Genomic DNA, 21,094 nt, shown 5'->3' with positions numbered 1-21,094 from the left:
TTTTAGTCCAACTTACCCATCACACGCCCTGCGAAACCATAGACTTCACGTTTTCCGACCAGTGCAACGATTTCTACATCACGTCGCTGCCCCGGTTCAAACCGAACCGCTGTACCAGCCGCAATATTTAAACGAAAACCTTTGGCACGTTCACGATCAAATTGCAAAGCATCGTTGGCTTCATAAAAATGAAAATGTGAACCCACTTGAATCGGTCGATCACCTATATTTGACACTGAAATTTTCAGTACGTCACGACCGACATTCATTTCAATATCACAATCAGGTGTAATAATTTCACCAGGGATCATATGCTTATCCTAATTTTGAAGAAGTGTTCTATACAATCGGTTGATGGACTGTGACGAGCTTCGAGCCATCTGGAAAAGTAGCCTCTACTTGCACTTCGGCAATCATCTCAGGCACACCCTCCATCACATCATCACGACTGAGTAAGGTGGTGCCAAAATGCATCAACTCACTGACAGTCATTCCATCTCGCGCACCTTCAAGCAGTGCTGCGGAAATAAATGCAATAGATTCAGGATAATTGAGTTTTAATCCACGTGCTTTGCGACGTTCTGCAACCAAACCCGCTGTAAAAATCAGCAGTTTATCTTTTTCAGTAGGATTGAGTTCCATATGTATTTCCTAAAGTTCTCACATTTTTTATGCAAAATATGTGCTCAGTTTTAAATTAAACACGCAGATTTTATTTCTAAAAGGTGATCTTTTAATGAATCAAGTTCGCCAAATGCGTGGAAATGCTTCATCCAAATCAAACCAATATTGCCTTAATCTGGCGCGAATTGCTGCAAAGGCGTCATGGCAATGTCGAACATCATCGCCTAAAAAACGTGCACTGATAACATCACCCAATAAGGTTAACCTTACAGGCATATCCATTCGCATCATCAACTCACGAATTAAATCGATATGTGCCTCTAAATAAATGTTTGCTCGAAATTTTTCGGGAGGAACTGCCCATAAACTCCCCATAACGGCATGATTATTCATGCCTAGACAAGAACTTAGCCAACGATCATTGCCTTTAAAACTCAGTGTGTCTGCCACCAGTAATTGCTGATTTCGCCATAATTTAAAATGACTGTGATAAGCACCAGATTGAAATTTTTCATCTCGAGCTTGACGACCAATTACCAACATATCCCAACCGATAAAGCTTGCTGTCTGATCAAGCTGAATCAATGTTTCTGAGTGAGCATTGGCACCATCAAATAACATGGTTTCTTGAGGAAGCCATTCAAATACAGCATTGTGTTTAACTGAGATATGGATATGTTGATAAGCTTGTTTGCCATTGGTTCGATACCATTTACCAGCACCTGGGGTTGTGACTAAGGCATGGGCAGCATCATCTACACTGATCTCAAATGTTAAATGATCGCCACCTGCAATACCCGCAGGCGGATGGACAATAATCGCATGACAAATTCCAGTTTTTTCTGGCCACAGCATCTTTTGCACACGTACAGGTCCAAAATGTCTACGATGCGCCAATATCGTTCGCTCAGTTTGAGCCTGAAAACCCAATTCGAGTTTGGCATACCAAAGGCGCTGATCAGGAAGATATTCCACTAAACTTATCATGGCCGCCTTTATAAATTGATATCCGCAATTAAGCGCTTAAACATTAAGCCAGACCAATAACCGCAACGATTGCAGCCAAAGTACCAATAATTTTCTTGCCATATGGAACGTACTTTTTGATAAAAGCACCAATGCCTAATCCACCCGCATAGATCAATGTCATTGCTGTCACCATACCTAAAATCAGTAAGCTGGCATGACCTGATTGGCCTAATTCAGCGCCATGTGCAACACCGTGAAAACTTGCCAATAGAACTGCTGCAATAGGTAAAACTTGATTTGATTTTGTCCAAAGCGCTATAGCCAATAAAACCAATGACGCAATAATGCCGTACTCAGCAACTGCTGCTGGAATAAATCCTTGGCTACCGATCATAAAGCCAATCACCATCGCTACAGCTAATCCAATCAAGCCGAAAAGCTTCCAGCGTTGATTTGCCGTCCACATCAATACACCAAATGCGATTGCCATCATCAAATGATCTAAACCTGTAAATGGATGAATAAAGCCTGCCCAAAAACCGGTATGGTGATCATGTCCAGGGTGAGCTAAAGCCAATACAGGTAAATATGCAGCACATGCCATCAGACTGTGTTTTAAAAAACGCATTCAAATTCTCCTTTGATTATTTTTTCAATTCAAATAATTACAATTATTTTTAATATCGCGACTAGGCTTTAATCTCTGAGCTAAGCTTTAAATAAACCTTTTTTCTCAATAAACTCAATGATTTGCTTTAAACCATCTTGAGTTTTCATATTTGAAAATAGAAAAGGTTTGTCACCACGCATGCGTTTTGCATCTTGATCCATCACATCGAGATTTGCACCGACCATTGGAGCTAAATCTGTTTTGTTAATAATCAATAAATCCGACTTGGTAATGCCGGGACCACCTTTACGCGGGATCTTTTCACCACCTGCAACATCAATCACATAAAGGGTTAAATCAGATAATTCGGGACTAAAGGTAGCGGCTAGATTATCTCCACCACTTTCGATAATAATCAGCTCTAAACCATCAAATTTTTCACAAAGATCATCGATTGCAGCCAAGTTAATTGAAGCATCTTCACGAATTGCAGTATGTGGACAACCACCTGTCTCAACACCAACAATACGTTCTGGTGACATCGCTTCATGACGAGTTAAAAAATTAGAATCTTCTTTGGTATAGATATCGTTGGTCACAACCGCCATATTATATTTGTTGCGTAAAGCAAGGCATAAATTCAGGGTTAATGCTGTTTTACCTGAACCAACAGGACCACCTATTCCAACACGTAAAGGGCTACGTTCTGTCATCATTTTTTCCTTTTCTATGCTTCATTCTCAATAAAAATAGCGAATGAAACGTGTCATTTATGATCTGAATAATCGTGAATATAAAGTTTCATGCGACATACTTAACATCGCATAATTGGGCAAAGCACTACTTAACTCATCATCTTCTAAGGCCAAGGCACGCACTATGGCTTGAGGAATTAAGCCATGTAAATGCCACAAAATTCTTTGACCACTCATTTGCCCTAAAGGGACAGTTTTAACCGCACCTAGCACTTGGTTTTCTAAAACAGTAAAGCTATATGCTGTCAGCACATCCACCAGATTAAGTTTTAATGTTCCGCATAAATGTGCATAAACAGGGACAAAACCAAACTGCTTTTTAATCTCAGGTTGCTGTTTTAAAACATCACGAATCCAAGCATTCAAAGAAAATGCCAACTGCTGAGATTCAGCCCGTAATTCTTTCGACTCACGGCTCGCTTTATAAAAGTTAGCCCAATTTAAAAATTCAGCTTCGTCTAAATAATGTTGCATCAGACGTTTTAAAACGGGGAGTTCAAACCTAACCAGCAACATTTCCAGTACTTCTTCAAAATAAGCAATACTGCTTGCTTCATCATGAATCAAGCCTTGATCAATCGCACTTTCCACCCCTTGCGAATAACAATATGCACCTATCGGTAAAGCTGTCGATGACAGGGTCAATAGACTTAATAGTTGCGATGCGTTAGTGATGGACATGATGTAAAGCCTTAATCGGGCTTAAACGATGATCATGCTGATGTTGTGCATATGCCCCACTTTCAGGTTCAAATGGATGTTCAACTTCATCTACTGTCAGCCCTAAACCTTGGATCATTTCTGCAAGGACATGATCAGGTTCAAAATAAAGTGCAGTTGGGGTAAGCATTAACGGAACATGGCGATTTCCCAGATGATATGCAGCTTTAAGTAAGTCAAAACTATGCAGCGCCGAAACTTGCATTAATTTTTCAGCTTTGGCATCTACACGTAACACTTCACCTTGTTCAGTTGCAATATAAGAACCACTACGCAAAATGCCTGTACGTGGTAAATCCGCACCAATATCGCGCCCATTATTTAAAGTTGCACGAAAACGGCTCTTTTGCCGAGTATCAAAAGTCAATTCAATACTTTCAGCCTCAATGTTTGACTCTATATGGTCTAGACGTTGCGTATAAATTTTCATACTGATCCACTTATCTATGGCACTTGATTTAAAATGTTCCAAATTGATGCCAAAATTTTATTCATAAATATCGGTTTGCATTAAATTAAAGCATTTATCATGCCAGTTTTTAGAATCGTAAGAATTCAAAATGCACCATATTTAGAACGCTAACCTAAAACCGGAGTTCAAATTTACATGAGCGAGATTTCAATAAAAAATCAGGACAATTAAACGTTACAAAATAAAACCATAATAAAATTATGTGTATTTCACAAAAGCTTGAAATAACACACTTTTGATCAACTAAAATTCTCATCGACAATTTGCGACTAACAGCGCAATGTGTTATCAATGAATAAATAATCAGACAAAAAAGGGAGAAACTTATAATGGCTTATCAACACATCCTTCTTGCTGTAGATGACTCTCCTATTTCTTATGCTGCACTTGAACATGCAGAAAAACTTGCACTTGCTTTTAACTGTAAAATTACTGTGATGAGTGTGATCGCAGTTGATCCTTTTAAAGGCGTCGATTTTTATAAAATAGCGCCTGCTGTAACTCAATATTTATTTGAAGCTGAAAAAAATGCTTTAGCACGTTTAAAAGATATTCAAGAAACTTTAGTTCACCATGGTGTAACGACAGTAGATACCAAAGTGGTGCGTGAAGTTCCTCCTGCTACTGGAATTTTAGATGTTGCAGATGAACTCAATGTGGACCTTATTGTGATGGGTTCCCATGGACGTACTGGTCTGAAGAAATTCTTCTTAGGGAGTGTTGCACAAGAAGTGTTGTCTATTTCTCCACTGCCTGTGTTGATTATTAAATCTACCCAAGAAGAAGCTTAATTTTTATTTGAAATGTTAATTAAAAAGGTGTGATTATGACTTATCAAAATATTCTTGTCCCAGTTGACGGTTCTGACATTTCTTTTTCTGCATTAAAACATGCTGCTGCGATTGCAAAAGCCTTTGGAAGTAAAGTCACTGCGATCAGTGTCGTTGCTGAAGACCCTTTTGCTGCTGCTGATTTTTACTATTCGCCAGATATGTTAAAAGATTACATTCAAGAAGCAATTAAAAATGCGGAAGAAGGTTTGAGCAAAGCCAAACAATTGGCTGAACAGCAAGGTGTTCAAATTGATACACAAGTCGTGAGAGACTCGGTTGCAGCTGAAACCATCATTAAAACTGCTGAATCATTACATACAGATTTAATTATCATGGGATCACATGGGCGTAAAGGCTTCCAAAAGTTTTTCTTAGGCAGCTTTGCGCAAGATGTACTGGGTCAAACCAAACTCCCTGTATTGATTGTCAAACAGTGATTGATTAAATTACCAAATAAATAAAACCCAGTTTAGCTGGGTTTTATTTATGCAATGTCCATATCAGAGATAACTTGGGAAACTATTAAACCGCGATAACTTTGACTAAAATGGTTTGAGATTCTTCAAAATCATCAAAAATTTGCTTACGGCTAAGTTCTTTGGACTTTACTTTAAAATTATGATTTTGATAGTGAATGATCTCAGGTATTTGATCAAAATAATTTCCTTCGGCTTCAATACTTTCTTCAAATAAGGCTGTGCCAAGCTGATATTCTCTACTTTTTAAGACAACATACTTAACAGTCGTTTTCATCATTCGCACTCCATTATCATATGCACTTTATTTTTATTTATATCACTTTTTGACGCATTTGAAATATAAAAATTCATCATATTGCATAGTAATTCTACAATTGGCCTAAAAAAGGAAAACCCACCTGTTGAGAAGTGGGTTGACTGCATATTTACAGACTTTACGCTGATTATTCTTTTAACTTTCTGTGGTTGTTATTTGATGCTTATTCTTGGTTTTTGTTGTTTGTGCCGTCATTATGGCAAATCAATATGACAAACTTATTTCAACTCAGCGTTCTTTTAATTAATTTTGTCTCTGATAAACCATGTAGAGCTAACATCATGATTTATATTTAAAAATACTAAAAAAATAATTAAATTCACGACTCGATATGCTTATTTTTTTATTTGGTTTTCTTGCAAATTTTCTCAATTCACTTATAGTTAAATTATTGAATATAAATAATTAATTTAGAGTCATACCAATGCTTTTAAAACAATGTTGTGATCTGCTTGAAAGAAAGAATTTAACAGTCGCATTTATTGAAAGTGCAAGTTCTGGTTATTTATCCAGCCAATTTTCGATCTATAAAAATAGTGGTGCAGATATTTTATTAGGTGGCTTAGTCAGTTACGACCCTTCTATTAAAATTTCAATTTTACAGATAGATCCATCCCTCATCGAAAAATATAGCGCTGAATCAGTTGAAGTCACTAAAGTGATGGCAATTCAAGGGAAAAAGCTCTTTACCGCTGCAGATATCGTTGTCAGTTGTACAGGCTTACTTAAACCTGGTGGTAGTGCTAGTATTGAAAAACCAGAAGGTACTTTTTTTATCTCAATCCATTATCAAAACACATTGTCGAATTTTAAATATTTTATTGAAGGTGAGCCGTTGACTCGTTTAAATCAATTAACTGAAAATGTAGCAAAGGAAATATTAAAAATCTTAAATTTTGTTTAAGATTTATGCTATGCCTTAACTGAAATACAAATTACTGAAATATTTAATTCACTTTTTAACTAAAAAGCGGTAAATTTTACATAGATTATCAACATATCAATAACACAAATGAACTTATTAGGAAGCGGTATGAAACTTCAATTTGCGGTAATTTCTTCTTTAGCATGTTTAACTTTGGCGGGTTGTGCTGGCTCTTATCCAGAAAGAGTTGTTACAAAAGGCCCTTTAATCTGTGAAGCAAATGAAGTTTGCCCTGAACTTTCTATGCGTTGGAAAGATGAAGTCCGTGATGGCTTTAAAATCACAGCAGAAATTAACAATCCAACAAAATATGATATTACCCAATTTGTCTTTTTAGTGGATGGTCAGCCATATACATATTCAACCATTAACACGACACAATATGCGGGTACAGTTTCATCAAACTCGATTAATGTTCCTGTCAGCTTTCTTAATTCATTCCGTAATGGTAAAGAAATTTCACTTAAATTGGTAACCAATCAGGGTGATGTTGAACGTTCAATCTTAAAGGCAGATGGTCAACAGTCTTCTGCGTACCTAACTTTCTTAAAGGGTTATACAGGTCAAATCGTTACTCAATAAGACTGAGCAGCATAGATATAAAAAGACCAGACAAAATGTCTGGTTCTTTTTTAACTCAAAATCTTTAACTTAAAATAATGAACCGAGCCCATTAAGCTAAATTTGTTGAGCAACAAATATTAAGTAAAAAACAAATCATTTGAAATTCACTCTAATAATTAAGGGTATTTCAAAACTAAAATACCCTCTCTTATCTCAAATATATTTGCTATTTAGGTTCAATTGGGGCAAATGGTGCAACCACATCAGCATTTTGTGCACGGTGACGCATAAAATGATCCATCAATACAATGGCAAGCATGGCTTCAGCAATAGGTGTCGCACGCACGCCTACACAAGGATCATGACGACCTTTGGTCAGTACATCTGTATCTTCACGATCAAGATTGATGGTTTTTCCTGGTGTAGTAATACTTGCGGTTGGTTTTAACGCAATCGCTACACGGATGGTTTGGCCTGAAGAAATACCACCGAGAATACCACCTGCATGATTGGCTAAAAACCCATCTGTGCTAAGTTCATCGCGCGTTTCATGACCAAATTGTTCTGCAACTGCAAAACCATCACCAATTTCAACACCTTTCACCGCATTGATTGACATCATGGCATGGGCAATATCAGCATCTAAACGATCAAATACTGGTTCACCCCAACCTACAGGTACTTTTTCGGCAAGGATCTCAAGCTTTGCACCACAACTAGTCCCCTGTTCACGTAATGATGTCACCAGCGCTTCAAAACGTGGAACCGCATTGACATCACCACAGAAGAACGGATTATTCGGAACTTCATTCCAATCTAAAGCTTGTGCTTTTTCTGTACCAATTTGTGTCACATGTCCACGAATCACAATCGCAAATTTCTCAAAAAGAAATTTCTTTGCAATCGCACCCGCTGCCACACGCATCGCCGTTTCACGTGCACTTGAACGACCACCACCACGATAATCACGGAAACCATACTTTTGCGTATAGGTATAATCCGCATGGCCTGGGCGGAAAGTTTGCGCAATATTGCCATAATCTTTAGATTTTTGATCTGTATTACGGATCAATAAACCAATTGAAGTTCCTGTCGTTTTACCTTCAAAAACACCAGAAATGATCTCAACCTCATCTGGCTCTTTACGTTGAGTGGCAAACTTAGACGTTCCCGGTTTACGACGATCTAAATCAATTTGTAAATCTTCAGCAGATAATTCAAGCCCCGGTGGCACACCATCAACAATTGCCATCAAGCCTACGCCGTGAGATTCACCACAAGTCGTTACACGGAAGAGTTGCCCAATACTGTTACCTGCCATGCTTACGACTCCTTAAGCTTGAATAGATTGAATAAATAAATCACGGAATGTACGACATTGTTCAGCAGTCAAAGCAAAAATACCTGTACCGCCTTTTTGGAACTGTAACCAGTAAAAATCAATCGTATTAAAATTCTGTTTCATTGCCCATTCTGAGTTACCCACTTCAATTACGATTAAACCGTCTTCAGTTAAATAATCAGCAGCTTGAGCCAACATTTTTCGAACTAAATCCAAACCATCTTGGCCTGCTGCTAAAGCAAGTTCAGGTTCATGATGGAATTCATCTGGAAGATCAGCCATATCTTCGGCATCCACATACGGTGGATTTGAAACGATCAAATCATATTGATTTTCAGCTGGAATTTTGGCAAACAAATCAGACTCAAGCAAAGCCACCTGATATTGCTTATTGTGATGCTCCGCATTAATAGAAGCCACTTCTAATGCTTCTTTAGAAATATCAGTTGCATCTACTTCTGAATCAGGGAATGCATATGCCAACGCGATCGCAATACAACCTGAACCCGTACACATATCTAAGATACGTTGCGGTGTTTTAGGATTAGGGTTTTCAGGTAAATTATTCACGCCTGCACGAGTTTGCCCATTTTCATCTAAACAATAAGGTGCAAAACGGTTTTCGATCAATTCAGCAATCGGTGAACGAGGAATTAACACACGCTCATCAACATAGAATGGCTTACCAAAGAAATAAGAGAGGTTAAGTAAATAAGAGGTTGGAATTCTTTCATTTACACGACGTTCGAGTAAATTTAAAAACTCAGCTTTTTCACTTGGCAATAATTTTGAATCTAAAATTTCAGCATCCGCCTTCCATTCCAAAGAAAGCGTTTGTAAAACCAAGGCAGAACTTTCTGCGAAATAATCTTCTGTACCTTGACCCAAATGTGCATCGTATTGACGTAAAGCTGTAACCCCAAAACGAATAAAATCACGAATTGTTGATAGGTTTTCAGCAGCTTCCTGTAAATGTTCAGGGCTAATAGTCGGTCGATCCACTTAAGGTTTCTCCAAGGTCATATTTTTAAACGCCTTATGATACCTTGTTTTGCATGACATTTATAATGCTTTACGACAATTTACTTAGCAATTATTTTATAGCGCAATAAAGCACTATAAACGATAGCTTTGTTTCTCTAACATATTGGCTCTATTGACTGTTTGTTTGAGGGCACAATTGTAATACTTCATTTTATAATCATCAGAAACTGATTTATTCGACTCACCACACTGCTGATCTCGAAGTTTAAACCATTGTTTCTGATATTTCTTTTGAGCTTTCTGTTGCTTGTCTGTATACAGATCCAGCGTCTGTTTAAATAATGATTTCAAACGATCATCTTGCTTACTCAACTCAGTTTTCATACAGCTGGCAAGTGTTGCCGAGCTTGAACCTGCCGAATTCATACAGTTTAAGTAGTCTGAACTATAACCGATCGCCTGAGTGTGCATCGGCAATAATACAACTAAACTGATACCCCAATACTTTAAATACATCCAATTCCCCTATCCTAAAATCATTATTTTAATCCAAAGAACTAAGGCACTGATTGTCAACAATCCCCTATGCAAAAGAGTGTAAAAGATTTGAAACTAAATACAATCATTGCAGATAAATTATTGTTAAAACTTGATTTAAAGCAATCACCACTGTGAAAAATCTCGCCGGCTATTGACTGATTGATGTGACTACACCATTTTTTAATGAAATTAAGCCTAGTTCTGGATAATACCAAAGCTCGTCTTTACCTCTATTTGAGCTAAACGAGCGTTTCTTTTCAGGAGCTCCCCAACGGGTCGTTTTAATCACTTGATCTCCAGACATTCCGACTTTCGGCTCACGTGTGGATTTCCATTGTTCATATTTTTGACGATCAGTTAACGATTTTTGAGAGTAATTGATATTATTTTTAGCCACTGTACCAGCACAAGGTTTACCTTGATAAACGGTATTTCCTTTATATACACAGGTATAAACTTCAGCTAAAGTCGTAGGGATATAAAATAACAGCCAAAGTCCTAAAATTTGTTTCACAATGCACCTAATTTTTTAGATTTATTTTCAAGCCTATTATTGTATATTTTTAAAACAAATCAATGTGCTTGGTTATAAAATATAAACTTATTTGTGGCAAAATTGCTGAGATTGAGCGCTTAACTTGAAATTGGGTCATTTCACCTTTATATACAACAAGTTTTTAAATATTTATGAATTTAGTCAATTTATGAGCTACAAACATAATAACCTCATGGCAATGCGTCAGTCATGGTGGGATGATGAATCCACTCCAAACGTTAAAATTGAAAAGCAATTTTTTCAACAAACACTCACTGAACAAGGTGTTTACGAAGCGCCTTCTCTAGACGATGTAAAATATTTTTTCTTTAGCTTGCCCAGCATTATCATTGTTAAGGGCTATGCACTTGGTTTTACTAATCAAAGCGTTAAAGATCTGATCATCAATTACATTGCTTCAAATAAGCAAGGTTTAATACTCCGGAAAGAGCTTAAAATCCAATTTAGAATGTAAATTTTAATATTGCTTAGGCTATTTTGATGGAATTAATTTAATTCCCCCCATTCAGCGAATTGAACTGTTTAAATACAGTCATTCCATGTAATATTCCTTACAATTAGTCATCTTTTTATCTTTTCGAATCTCTTATAAAGGATTTTATCTTCATGTCAGATCAGAACGAAAAGCTCAAACAGTTAAAAACCTCATCAATGGATCGTCGCTTATCAATTGCAAAAGCATCATTATTGGCAGGTACACGCTGGGCAGCTTCAAGTGCGAGTTCAATCTTTTCAAGTGAAGAAGAAAAAGAAAAAAAACGTAAACAAGCTATGAAAGAACAAGCCAATTACCTTGTTCAAGAAATTGGCAAGCTAAAAGGCTCAATTGTTAAAATCGGTCAAATGATGGCGCTTTATGGCGAGCATTTTTTACCTGAAGAAATTACTCAAGCATTAAACACCCTCAATAATCAAACAGTTGCCCTTGCATGGCCTGCGATTAAAGAGCAATTGGTCAGCCAATTGGGTTCAAAACTCAACGATCTCACCATTGATCATGAACCGATTGGTACGGCTTCGCTGGCTCAGGTTCACCGCGCAACACGTAAGTCAGATGGATTAGAGCTGGTTCTTAAAATCCAATATCCAGGTGTAGCTGATGCCATAGACTCAGATATGAGCCTATTTCGAAATATGCTTAAATTGACACGTATGGTGCCACAAACCCGTGAGTTCGATCAGTGGTTTGATGAAGTGCGTGAAATGATGCATCGTGAAGTTGATTATAAAGTTGAAGCGGCAACAACCCGTCGTTTTGGCCAGCGACTTAAAGAAGATCCACGTTATGGTGTGCCACAAATTATTGATGACTATTGTACCAATCAAGTCCTTTGTATGACCTTTGAACGTGGTGTACCCATCAACAGCCCTGTCATGCTGTCTTTACCACAAGAGCGACGTAATCTTTTAGGTGAAGCATCACTTGAAATCGCAGTTCGTGAATTGTTTGAGTGGGGCGAAATGCAAACCGACCCGAACTTTGGCAATTACCTTGTTCGCTTGGGCAATGGTGAAGAGATAAAAGATAAAATTATTTTGTTAGATTTTGGCGCTATACGTCAGTTCGATGACCAATTACTTCGCGTAGCTTGTAATTTAATCAAAGCGGGTTATAACCACGATGCTGAAGCAATGGTCAATGCGATGTCGGGCTATGAGTTCTTTGATGCAATGCCTTTAAGCATTAAACCCGATATGGCAAAAGTATTTTTATTAGCAACAGAAGCATTTAGTACACCTTTAAATAATCCAGATTTACCTGCTGGGGTGATGGATCAACATAACCGCTATGACTGGAAAAAAAGCCAGCTACATAGCCGTGTGATGCAACGTGCTTCAAAATCAATGGCTTCACGTTATTTCAGTATTCCACCAAAAGAATTTATGTTTATCAGTCGTAAATTTATTGGTGCTTATACATTTATGACGGTGATTGAAGCAAAGACCAATGTTCGTAAAATGATTGTACCTTTTGTTTAATCTTTTTAGTTTTCATACAGGCTAAACGAGATTGTAAAAGTTTTAAAAATGTCACTTTTACCAATACCCAACAAATGTTGGGTTTTTTTATTTAAAAATAAACAATAAAAATCAGAATATTAATAACAAATATATCATCTACTCAACCATTCATCTAAGGTCAATCACTTTGTCAGCTTTGACATAGTTTTTTATTTTTATGCATGTCAGGATTATTGTATACCGACACTAAAATACAGGGACTTCGGCATGACCAATATGGTAAATAAAGCTCAAGGTTTGGGTTTAAATCTAATTACTAAAATTGCAGGTAGTGACTTACTTGATCAGTTTAAGTTGCGTAAATTTATTGAAAGATCTCTTTATCAAGGTTCTAAAGCAGGTTTTAAAACCTTAAGCGCAACTCAAAAAGCATTTAAATCAGATTCAAATGTAACTAAACAACGTCTACCCAATCAGCAAAAGTCCCTATTTGATCTGAGTTTGACTGAAGAGCAGCAAATGACGGTGGATGCCATGGATCAATTTGCTTCCGAAGTACTTTATCAATTGGCTCATCAAGCGGATCACGAGGAAAAGTTTCCAGCTGAGCTTTGGCAACACAGTACCGATTTAGGTCTAAATTACTATGCACTGCCTGAAGCTTTAGGTGGTGTCGCATCTGAAAAAAATATTGTGAGTAATATTTTAATTGCTGAACGCTTGGCTAAAGGTGATTTCTCACTTGCTGCAGGTCTGCTCTCTACTTTTAGTGTTATCAATGCAATCACGCAATGGGGTTCTGAAAAAGTTCAATCTGTTTATTTAGCAAATTTTGCCAATGATACTGATATTCAAGCCACTTTTGCAGTACAAGAAGCAACCCCTGCATTTAATCCATTACGTTTAAAAACTAAAGCAACTGCCAACAATGGACAATTCAGCATTACTGGAGAAAAAACTTTAGTGCTATTGGGTGCAACAGCGGATTTATTCCTTGTTAGTGCTGACTTTAAGGGTCAAGCGGACGTTTTCGTTGTAAAGCGAGATCCAAGTATTACAGTGAAAAAATCACCGGCAATGGGTTTAAAAGCAACTGAAACGGTAACTTTGAAGTTTGACAATACCCCTGCCCAACGTCTAGGTGACGACGATTTTAATTACGCTGCATTTTTAGATTTAGGCAATCTAATGTGGTGTGCAATGGCTGTTGGTAGCTGTGAAGCGGTTAAAGATTACAGTATCAAATATGCCAATGAACGTACTGCATTTGGTGAACCTATCTCACACCGTCAAAGTGTGGCATTTATGATCGCAGATATGGCGATTGAAATTGATGCAATGCGTATGCTGATTTTAAATGCTGCCAGTCTTGCAGAAGCAGGACAACCCTTCCATAGAGAAGCGTATTTAGCCCGTCTACTTTGTGCAGAAAAATCTATGAAAATTGGTACAGATGGTGTGCAAATTTTAGGTGGACATGGTTTTACTAAGGAACATCCGGCTGAGCGTTGGTACCGCGACTTACGTGCAACTGCCGTTCTACATTCTGGCTTACACGCTTAACTTAGAAGATAAAGGATAAAAATCATGAATTTACAAAATCCAAAAAAATTCCAAATGCTTTTAGATCAAGCACACGAAACTGCATTGAATGTTTTACGCCCAATTTCTCGTAAATACGACAAAGCGGAACATGCCTATCCTAAAGAACTCGATATGCTGGCTTCTTTACTGGATGGTATGAACGACGGTGGTGATGGGCTTAATGCTGGCGCTGCAATTAATAAACGTGGCGATATCGACAGTAATAATAAAAATGGCACCAATATGTCGACTGCCTTGGGTGTAATCGAAATGTGTTATGGCGATACAGGCCTATTGCTGACCATGCCCCGTCAAGGGCTGGGCAATTCTGCGATTGCGGCAGTCGCCAATGATGAACAGCTTGAGCGTTTTAAGGGGACATGGGCTGCAATGGCCATTACTGAACCTGGTTGTGGTTCTGACTCTGCTGCGATTCGCACAACCGCAACCAAAGATGGTGATGATTACATTCTGAACGGTGAAAAAATATTTGTCACCTCTGGGGAACGTGCTGACTCAGTCGTGGTTTGGGCAACTTTAGATAAGAAATTGGGCCGTGCTGCAATTAAATCTTTTGTTGTGCCTAAAGGTACACCTGGAATGAAAGTTGAACGCCTTGAACATAAACTTGGCATTAAGGCATCCGATACAGCGGCAATTAGTTTTATTGACTGCCGTGTCCCTGGAGCAAATTTACTTGGTAATGCAGAAATTGATGTAGCCAAAGGTTTTGCGGGCGTGATGGAAACCTTTGATAATACCCGTCCACTTGTTGCTGCCATGGCTGTGGGCTGTGCCAAAGCATCGTTAGAACGTATTAAAGACATCTTTAAAGATGAACTAGATCCCGACTATGCAACTCCATATTTACAAACATCCAATTTGGCTGCACAAATCTATCGGATGGAAGCAGAATGGGAAGCTGCACGCTTACTCACTATAAAAGCCACATGGATGGCAGATAACAAAAAACCAAACTCTCGTGAGGCCTCTATCGCCAAAGCTAAAGCTGGACGTATTTGTAATGAAATCACTTTAAAATGCGTAGAGTTGGCTGCCAGTGTGGGTTATAACGAAGATGAATTGTTAGAAAAATGGGCGCGTGATTCAAAAATTCTAGATATTTTTGAGGGAACGCAACAGATTCAACAGCTGATTATTGCCCGTCGAGAATTGGGTAAATCTTCAAGCGAATTAAAATAGTGTTGCAGTAAAACTTGTAAAATTACTTATTTATCACTATTCAATTGCTAAAGTTTTGATCAGTTGAATTTTTAACTGATCACAAAAGGTAGAAATTTTGTTATAAAAATTCTACCTTTTTTATTTTCATTTACTTATGTACCAAATTAGAACGATACAAATACAAGACAATCCGTCGATCGCACAAGTCATTCGTGAGGTATCTAAAGAATTTGGCTTAGCACCTGAATCAGGCTTTGCTGTAGCCGACCCGATCCTGGATGATTTATATCAGGTATATGCTCAACCCAATGCTCAATATTGGGTCATTGAGGATGCAAATGGGCGAGTTGTTGGTGGCGGAGGTCTTTCACCATTACAAGGTGATGCAACTGTTTTAGAGATTCAAAAGATGTATTTTTTGCCTGAACTTCGTGGTTTAGGATTTGCTAAGAAAATTTTGGAAAAGTGTTTTGAATTTGCGCAACAACAAGGCTTTCAGTCTTGTTATTTAGAAACCACTCAAGATTTATGGCAAGCCATTAAACTCTATGAAAAGTTAGGCTTTAAACATTTATCACAGCCTAAAGGTAATACTGGTCATAGTCATGTTTGTGAAGTTTGGATGCTTAAAACATTGCTTTAACGCGTCATAAGCTTGCTCAATTCACTTTGGTCGTATTTTCATTACTTTCAGGACATTACACAATGTTATTATGATCTAAATCACTCGATATTTTGAGTGATATTTCAATACCACTTAAAAAAATGGATGATTGGCAAAACAGTCATTGAAATTGCTTAATGGTGATTTACAATGAAAAAGTTTAAATAATTTAATTTTTATGCGTAGAACATCATCATTTATGAGTATTGTGTGAAATTAAGGGAATGTATAAACAATGTTGTATTTGGAAGATTTAAATATTGGTGATCATTTTAAAAGTCGTGAGTACGAAATGACTTTGGATGAGGTTTTAGAGTTTGCACATAAGTATGATCCTCAAGTTTTCCATACTGATGCTGAAAAAGCCAAAGATCACCCGATTTTTAAAGGACTTGCTGCAAGTGGATGGCATACGTCTGCCGTCACCATGCGTCTTTGGACAGAATGCTTCCCTGTTGCTTATGGCTTAATTGGTTCAGAATCAAGTTTAAGATGGCCAAAACCCACGCGTGTGGGCGATAAAATACATGTTGATGTCGAAATTGTATCTATCCAGCCCTCTAAAACCAAAAATGATCGCGCAATTGTGACCTATGTAACACAAGCAAAAAATCAAGATGATGATGTATTGCTGATTTCAACCACTAAAATTGTGGTATTTAAACGCAATTTTGATGCACATTAATCCTAAATTTGTCTTACAATATTTAAGGGTTTTTCCATATCATGACAATATGATTAAACAAGTAAAAACAATGTTCAGAGCAATGGAAAGCACATGAAAACAGTCTCAGCTCGCCAAGATCAGGGAATTCCTGGTGTTTATGGACTATTATTATTAGATATTGTTTCTCGTTGGGGATATAGCGCAGAAACACTGTTCGCACCCTTTAATTTTACCAGCGAACAGTTAGCAGATCCTGAGTGTCGGATTCCGACACCACTTGCCAATGAATTGATTAAACACGCATTAAAACTTACAGGTGAAAGCACCTTAGGCTTTCATCTTGGTACACAAATGCGTATTTCAATCCATGGCTTTATTGGTTATGCCATCATGACAGCACACGATATTACCGATGCGCTTGTCTTAGCCAACCGCTTTATCCAGTTGCGTATGCCCTTTCTACAATTGTATTTTTCTACTTTTGGTGAAAAAGCCACACTTCAATTGCAATGTGATATCGAAATCGAACCTTTGCGCACAGAAATTGTGATGGGGCTAACCTTTGGTATTATGACAATGGCAAAAGCCTTAACTGGTATTGATTATTTGCATGGCGATATCGATTTTGATTTTCCCAAGCCTGATGGCTTTGACAAATACATCGAGAAACTGGCAAAGCAATACAATATGCGTTTTGAACAGCCACACCTCATTGCAAGTTTTGACAAATCCTACTTGGGCTTAAAAATGGTCAATGCTGACCCGATTGCCAGTCAAATTGCGATTAATCAATGTGAAGCAGAACTTTCAGCTTTGGGTGAAAGACGTCGTTTGGCGATGCGCGTACGTGATATCTTGACTCATTCGGAACAGCATTATTTAAGTATTGAAAATGTCGCAGATCGTCTACATATGTCAGACCGTACATTAAAGCGTCAGTTGGCTGCCGAAGGTACTTCTTTCTCTACACTGGTAGATGAAGTACGTTATCGCCATGCCACATCGTTACTTTCCCGTACTGACTATACACTGGAACAAATTGCAGATGAACTCGGTTATAGTGATGTTGCAAACTTTAGTCGTGCATTTAAACGCTGGAGCGGTCGTAGCCCAAGTAGTTGGCGCAAAGACCCATACTTATAATGTGATTTATCATGATTATTTGTTTCGATGAATAAGTTTATCAGTATCTCTGCTTTCTGTTTTGATTAAAAAACCTGTATAACTCGTGCCAAAAATAAATTGATTAATGGAGTCATTATGAATCATCCTTCAGATTTGAAATATGCAGCTACACATGAATGGGTAAAAATTGAAGGTGATCTTGTGATTACTGGTATTTCTGACCATGCTCAAGATGCTTTAGGCGACTTAGTCTACGTTGAAGCGCCTGAAGTAGGTAGCCATGTGGTTGCTGGCGCTCAGGCTGGTGTAGTTGAATCCGTTAAAACAGCATCTGATATTCATGCGCCTGTTTCTGGTGAAGTTGTAGAAGTGAATACTGCACTCGAAGATGATCCAGATTTTGTTAATGATGACCCCTATGGCAAAGGCTGGATTTATAAAATTAAACCAGACAATATTGCAGATGTTGAAAAGTTACTCAGCAATAGCGAATATGAAGCTGGGCTTTAATTTTTAAATCTATATGCTGGAAAACAAAAAGATCAGATGAGTCTGATCTTTTTTTGTTTTTAAAATTTGATTAAAATTATTTTTTTAAATCAAGACGAGTAAGAATAGGTCTTCTTTCTCCTATAGTATGGCAACCATTAATCCAACCTTGAATTACAGTTTGGCTATGAAAAGCAGATAAAAGTGCAGCATACACTTCTTTGAATAATGGATGAGTTTTTCTTAATACTACTTGATTTGTTATTTGACATCCCTCACCTGTCGCTACATTAGCTTTCAATTCAATAATTATATCTGTTCCGTTATCATGTACGACTAATCCACTTATTTTTGTGGGTGAGAATGGACTATTTGCAAATACAGAATTGCAAAATAGTAGATTAAAGCATAATGCTATAAGTATATTTTTCATGTGTTGACCAATTTTTATATTTTAAATTATTATAACAAGAATGATCCAATTATCAATTTATACTATAAAATATAATCATATTTTTATCTGAGTTAAAAAATGAATAAATATGATGAAAAAGTTATTCGGGCTTTTCAAACAGAATCTGCCATTAGAGTATATCAAGCTTTTTCTAATAAATTAGCCTCATTAGCAATTAGAAATAAATCACTTAAGGATAATCCTCATTTCAAAATGACTAGAATGACATGGATAAAGCCTTCATTTCTTTGGATGATGTATCGCGCTGGTTGGGGACATCAAGATAATAAGCAACAAAAAATTTTAGCAATAGATATATCAAAAGATGGCTTCGACTGGGCATTAAGTCATAGTTGTTCAAGCCATAAGCCTATAGCAATTAAAGAAGATGAATGGAATATAGTTAAATCCAAAACTCCTGTAAGAATACAATGGGATCCTGAACGAAATTTATTATTAGAATCTTTAAAATACAGAGCTATTCAGATCGGTCTAAGTGGAATTGCAGTTGAACATTACATCAATAAATGGGTAACTGATATCATTGATATAACAGAAGAAGCAAAAGAAATCTCTAATTTAGTAGTAGAGCATAAATTTAAGGAAGCAAGCTTATTACTTCCTAATGAAAGTATTTATATTCCAGATCAAACTATTGATGTGGCTAAACTTTAATTCCTAAGATCTTAAATTGTTCATCGGCAAATCCTCTTAGTGTTGGGTCTGGATCATTAAGAAATTGATTCAGATATTCCAAAGCTTTGGGACAAGAAATATTTCTTCCGAATCCAAAGAAAGCCCTTCTTGCAATTGATCTCTCCTCAAAACCTACTAAATATTGGGGTACAAATATTATAGGTTCATATAAAAAATCAATATATTCACAACTCTCTTGCCTAGAAAAGGTACAAATAATATTTTCATGCTCATGATGCCATTCTCTTAAACTAAAATATATATTTCTAATTATTAAAAAAATATCTAAATCTATATCAGATATCATTAATTAGATAAATTTTTAAGTATTTCTTTTGCTTTACTTAATTGCATAATAATTTGATCTTCATCCAATAAAAAATCTCCTCCACCTGGTACATATAACGCTATCATTAAAATTAAATCATCAATTACTTCATTATCAATACTTAATTTACTCAATAAAAAATCAATTTCTTGAGCATTTTTTATTGAAATATCTTTTTTATCAATAAAGTTTTGAATTCTATCATTAAGTATAGTTAGTTTCATATTATTTAGCTCTTGGATTTATTACAGTGATAATTCTATTACCTGTTTGGGCATCAACTATAACTTGAGGACTTCCTAACATATTTTTATTTTGAATAGTTAAAGTATCTCCATATATGTTGTAAGTCATCTTTCTAATATTAGTAGCTCCGTCAAGTACGGCATCTATCTCTTTTGGAGACATGGGTATTCTTCCTTTTGGTGGAAAAACCATTCTTTCAGCAGCATGAAAATTAATAGAGCGACCAGCGGGCGTTGTAGTTGTACCTAAAATTTGTCTAGTTGCATAAGCGCCATCCCATAAAATAGGGCTCGTTCCTTGTAATGCTGATGGAGTCAACCAAACTACAGGTGAAATTGATGCACCGTTTTGAACTATATTATAATAGCTTAATTCCGCAGTAGACATTGAAGCTAATCTTGCTGAGAATAGTAAGGAAGCTCCTCCATAACCAGCTATAGCAGCATCACCAATACCGCTAGGTGGTAAATTGTTTGCATTAGGTGTATCAGACCTAAGATTGTCAGCAATCCATAATACTAGTGGAACAAAAGCAAGTTGAGCAGCCTGACCACTAGGATCGTTAAAGCTATAACTATCATTCCATCCATATTGATAACGGTTGGTCTGTCCATGACCTTTCATAATAAAAGTCACTGGATCAGGCTGATAAAATCTTCCTAATACAGGGTTATAGTGACGTTGCTTTAAATAAACCAAATCATCAGCATCTTGAACCCCACCAACAAAAGCATTGGGATTCTTTAAATTGCTTGGTTTCTTATATTGCAATTGTTGACCAAAAGGTGCGTATTGATAAGACTGACTGACCACACCCTGTTCATTGATCACCTTTAAAGTTGAACCATCAAAGTTCTGAACATGATATTGAATCCGATCCTTAGCCAGCGTGAGCTGACTAAGAACTAGGAAGAGACTTAATACAATCAATTGAACTGTTATCAACCAGATCTTATTTGACTGCATATTGTTATTTTTCATTAAGTTTTTCATTTTTGTTTTCAT

The 21,094-nt window shown here is 36.9% G+C and carries 29 protein-coding genes; 13 read left to right on the top strand and 16 right to left on the bottom strand.

Annotation, left to right across the window (positions count from 1 at the left end):
• Nucleotides 1–2: 2 nt before the first annotated feature.
• The 7 genes from FHR28_RS09375 to ureE form a co-directional block, all read right to left on the bottom strand.
• A complete protein-coding gene (locus tag FHR28_RS09375; RefSeq protein WP_004720299.1) occupies nt 3–311 on the bottom strand; it encodes an urease subunit beta in 309 nt (102 codons plus the stop codon).
• Between the two features lie 28 nt (nt 312–339).
• Nucleotides 340–642, bottom strand: coding sequence for an urease subunit gamma (gene ureA / locus FHR28_RS09370; RefSeq protein ID WP_004720298.1), 303 nt, complete (start codon nt 640–642; stop codon nt 340–342).
• Between the two features lie 99 nt (nt 643–741).
• Nucleotides 742–1,611 (bottom strand): urease accessory protein UreD, encoded by an 870-nt coding sequence (locus FHR28_RS09365; protein WP_166782452.1) that lies wholly within the window; start codon nt 1,609–1,611, stop codon nt 742–744.
• A gap of 43 nt (nt 1,612–1,654) precedes the next feature.
• On the bottom strand, nt 1,655–2,221 hold the full coding sequence (locus FHR28_RS09360) for a HupE/UreJ family protein (RefSeq protein ID WP_151958065.1): 567 nt from the start codon (nt 2,219–2,221) through the stop codon (nt 1,655–1,657).
• An 80-nt stretch (nt 2,222–2,301) separates the two neighbouring features.
• Entirely contained in the window at nt 2,302–2,916 is a 615-nt protein-coding gene (ureG, locus tag FHR28_RS09355) for an urease accessory protein UreG (protein WP_166782451.1), read from the bottom strand.
• 57 nt (nt 2,917–2,973) lie between these two features.
• The gene (locus FHR28_RS09350) at nt 2,974–3,639 is read right to left on the bottom strand and encodes an urease accessory protein UreF (protein WP_105712577.1); all 666 of its coding nucleotides are present in this window, start codon (nt 3,637–3,639) and stop codon (nt 2,974–2,976) included.
• A complete protein-coding gene (gene ureE, locus FHR28_RS09345; protein ID WP_004720288.1) occupies nt 3,626–4,108 on the bottom strand; it encodes an urease accessory protein UreE in 483 nt (160 codons plus the stop codon). Before ureE ends, FHR28_RS09350 begins: the two co-directional genes overlap by 14 nt.
• A gap of 371 nt (nt 4,109–4,479) precedes the next feature.
• On the opposite strand from ureE, the gene FHR28_RS09340 reads away from it, so the two are divergent.
• Together FHR28_RS09340 and FHR28_RS09335 are read left to right on the top strand one after the other, a co-directional pair.
• Nucleotides 4,480–4,941: a universal stress protein gene (locus tag FHR28_RS09340; protein ID WP_004720286.1), complete on the top strand. Its 462-nt coding sequence runs from the start codon at nt 4,480–4,482 to the stop codon at nt 4,939–4,941.
• A 35-nt stretch (nt 4,942–4,976) separates the two neighbouring features.
• Entirely contained in the window at nt 4,977–5,420 is a 444-nt protein-coding gene (locus tag FHR28_RS09335) for a universal stress protein (RefSeq protein WP_004720284.1), read from the top strand.
• 85 nt (nt 5,421–5,505) lie between these two features.
• On the opposite strand, the gene FHR28_RS09330 is transcribed toward FHR28_RS09335, so the two are convergent.
• The gene (locus tag FHR28_RS09330) at nt 5,506–5,736 is read right to left on the bottom strand and encodes a hypothetical protein (protein ID WP_035372252.1); all 231 of its coding nucleotides are present in this window, start codon (nt 5,734–5,736) and stop codon (nt 5,506–5,508) included.
• A 466-nt stretch (nt 5,737–6,202) separates the two neighbouring features.
• On the opposite strand from FHR28_RS09330, the gene FHR28_RS09325 reads away from it, so the two are divergent.
• On the top strand, nt 6,203–6,682 hold the full coding sequence (locus tag FHR28_RS09325) for a CinA family protein (RefSeq protein ID WP_166782450.1): 480 nt from the start codon (nt 6,203–6,205) through the stop codon (nt 6,680–6,682).
• A 129-nt stretch (nt 6,683–6,811) separates the two neighbouring features.
• Nucleotides 6,812–7,285, top strand: coding sequence for a hypothetical protein (locus FHR28_RS09320; RefSeq protein WP_004821699.1), 474 nt, complete (start codon nt 6,812–6,814; stop codon nt 7,283–7,285).
• Nucleotides 7,286–7,493: 208 nt separating this feature from the next.
• Here the strand turns inward: FHR28_RS09320 and aroC are convergent, their stop codons facing one another.
• From aroC to FHR28_RS09300, 4 genes are all read right to left on the bottom strand, one after another.
• Nucleotides 7,494–8,588 (bottom strand): chorismate synthase, encoded by a 1,095-nt coding sequence (gene aroC / locus FHR28_RS09315; RefSeq protein WP_004720277.1) that lies wholly within the window; start codon nt 8,586–8,588, stop codon nt 7,494–7,496.
• 12 nt (nt 8,589–8,600) lie between these two features.
• Nucleotides 8,601–9,611 (bottom strand): 50S ribosomal protein L3 N(5)-glutamine methyltransferase, encoded by a 1,011-nt coding sequence (gene prmB / locus FHR28_RS09310; RefSeq protein ID WP_004720275.1) that lies wholly within the window; start codon nt 9,609–9,611, stop codon nt 8,601–8,603.
• A gap of 114 nt (nt 9,612–9,725) precedes the next feature.
• The gene (locus FHR28_RS09305) at nt 9,726–10,109 is read right to left on the bottom strand and encodes a lysozyme inhibitor LprI family protein (RefSeq protein WP_056511317.1); all 384 of its coding nucleotides are present in this window, start codon (nt 10,107–10,109) and stop codon (nt 9,726–9,728) included.
• A 172-nt stretch (nt 10,110–10,281) separates the two neighbouring features.
• Nucleotides 10,282–10,647 (bottom strand): DUF4124 domain-containing protein, encoded by a 366-nt coding sequence (locus FHR28_RS09300; protein ID WP_228722047.1) that lies wholly within the window; start codon nt 10,645–10,647, stop codon nt 10,282–10,284.
• Between the two features lie 190 nt (nt 10,648–10,837).
• On the opposite strand from FHR28_RS09300, the gene FHR28_RS09295 reads away from it, so the two are divergent.
• From FHR28_RS09295 to gcvH, 8 genes are all read left to right on the top strand, one after another.
• Nucleotides 10,838–11,143 (top strand): hypothetical protein, encoded by a 306-nt coding sequence (locus FHR28_RS09295; protein WP_004720270.1) that lies wholly within the window; start codon nt 10,838–10,840, stop codon nt 11,141–11,143.
• 152 nt (nt 11,144–11,295) lie between these two features.
• The gene (locus FHR28_RS09290; protein WP_004720267.1) at nt 11,296–12,669 is read left to right on the top strand and encodes an ABC1 kinase family protein; all 1,374 of its coding nucleotides are present in this window, start codon (nt 11,296–11,298) and stop codon (nt 12,667–12,669) included.
• Between the two features lie 258 nt (nt 12,670–12,927).
• Nucleotides 12,928–14,214, top strand: coding sequence for an acyl-CoA dehydrogenase family protein (locus FHR28_RS09285; protein WP_171287885.1), 1,287 nt, complete (start codon nt 12,928–12,930; stop codon nt 14,212–14,214).
• 24 nt (nt 14,215–14,238) lie between these two features.
• Entirely contained in the window at nt 14,239–15,438 is a 1,200-nt protein-coding gene (locus FHR28_RS09280; RefSeq protein ID WP_004720264.1) for an acyl-CoA dehydrogenase family protein, read from the top strand.
• Nucleotides 15,439–15,574: 136 nt separating this feature from the next.
• Complete coding sequence (locus tag FHR28_RS09275) at nt 15,575–16,063, top strand: GNAT family N-acetyltransferase (protein WP_166782449.1); 489 nt, start codon at nt 15,575–15,577, stop codon at nt 16,061–16,063.
• Nucleotides 16,064–16,319: 256 nt separating this feature from the next.
• Nucleotides 16,320–16,769, top strand: coding sequence for a MaoC family dehydratase (locus FHR28_RS09270; RefSeq protein WP_004720258.1), 450 nt, complete (start codon nt 16,320–16,322; stop codon nt 16,767–16,769).
• Nucleotides 16,770–16,862: 93 nt separating this feature from the next.
• A complete protein-coding gene (locus FHR28_RS09265) occupies nt 16,863–17,894 on the top strand; it encodes an AraC family transcriptional regulator (protein WP_004720255.1) in 1,032 nt (343 codons plus the stop codon).
• A gap of 117 nt (nt 17,895–18,011) precedes the next feature.
• Nucleotides 18,012–18,386: a glycine cleavage system protein GcvH gene (gene gcvH / locus FHR28_RS09260; RefSeq protein ID WP_004720254.1), complete on the top strand. Its 375-nt coding sequence runs from the start codon at nt 18,012–18,014 to the stop codon at nt 18,384–18,386.
• A gap of 76 nt (nt 18,387–18,462) precedes the next feature.
• Here the strand turns inward: gcvH and FHR28_RS09255 are convergent, their stop codons facing one another.
• Nucleotides 18,463–18,798: a hypothetical protein gene (locus FHR28_RS09255; RefSeq protein ID WP_105712572.1), complete on the bottom strand. Its 336-nt coding sequence runs from the start codon at nt 18,796–18,798 to the stop codon at nt 18,463–18,465.
• Between the two features lie 99 nt (nt 18,799–18,897).
• On the opposite strand from FHR28_RS09255, the gene FHR28_RS09250 reads away from it, so the two are divergent.
• Nucleotides 18,898–19,494: a DUF4291 domain-containing protein gene (locus FHR28_RS09250; RefSeq protein ID WP_105712571.1), complete on the top strand. Its 597-nt coding sequence runs from the start codon at nt 18,898–18,900 to the stop codon at nt 19,492–19,494.
• Here FHR28_RS09250 and FHR28_RS09245 read toward each other — a convergent pair.
• The 3 genes from FHR28_RS09245 to FHR28_RS21890 are packed head-to-tail and all read right to left on the bottom strand — an operon-like array spanning nt 19,484 to nt 21,094.
• Nucleotides 19,484–19,822, bottom strand: a complete 339-nt coding sequence (locus FHR28_RS09245) for a hypothetical protein (protein WP_228722046.1) — start codon at nt 19,820–19,822, stop codon at nt 19,484–19,486. The genes FHR28_RS09250 and FHR28_RS09245 overlap by 11 nt on opposite strands.
• On the bottom strand, nt 19,822–20,067 hold the full coding sequence (locus FHR28_RS09240) for a hypothetical protein (protein WP_105712570.1): 246 nt from the start codon (nt 20,065–20,067) through the stop codon (nt 19,822–19,824). Before FHR28_RS09240 ends, FHR28_RS09245 begins: the two co-directional genes overlap by 1 nt.
• A gap of 1 nt (nt 20,068) precedes the next feature.
• On the bottom strand, nt 20,069–21,094 hold the full coding sequence (locus FHR28_RS21890) for an RHS repeat domain-containing protein (RefSeq protein WP_228722045.1): 1,026 nt from the start codon (nt 21,092–21,094) through the stop codon (nt 20,069–20,071).

It is taken from the genome of Acinetobacter sp. BIGb0196 (genome assembly GCF_011759595.1).
In the GTDB taxonomy this organism is placed as follows: Bacteria; Pseudomonadota; Gammaproteobacteria; order Pseudomonadales; family Moraxellaceae; genus Acinetobacter; species Acinetobacter guillouiae.
This window is presented reverse-complemented; position numbering and strand designations above follow the sequence as displayed.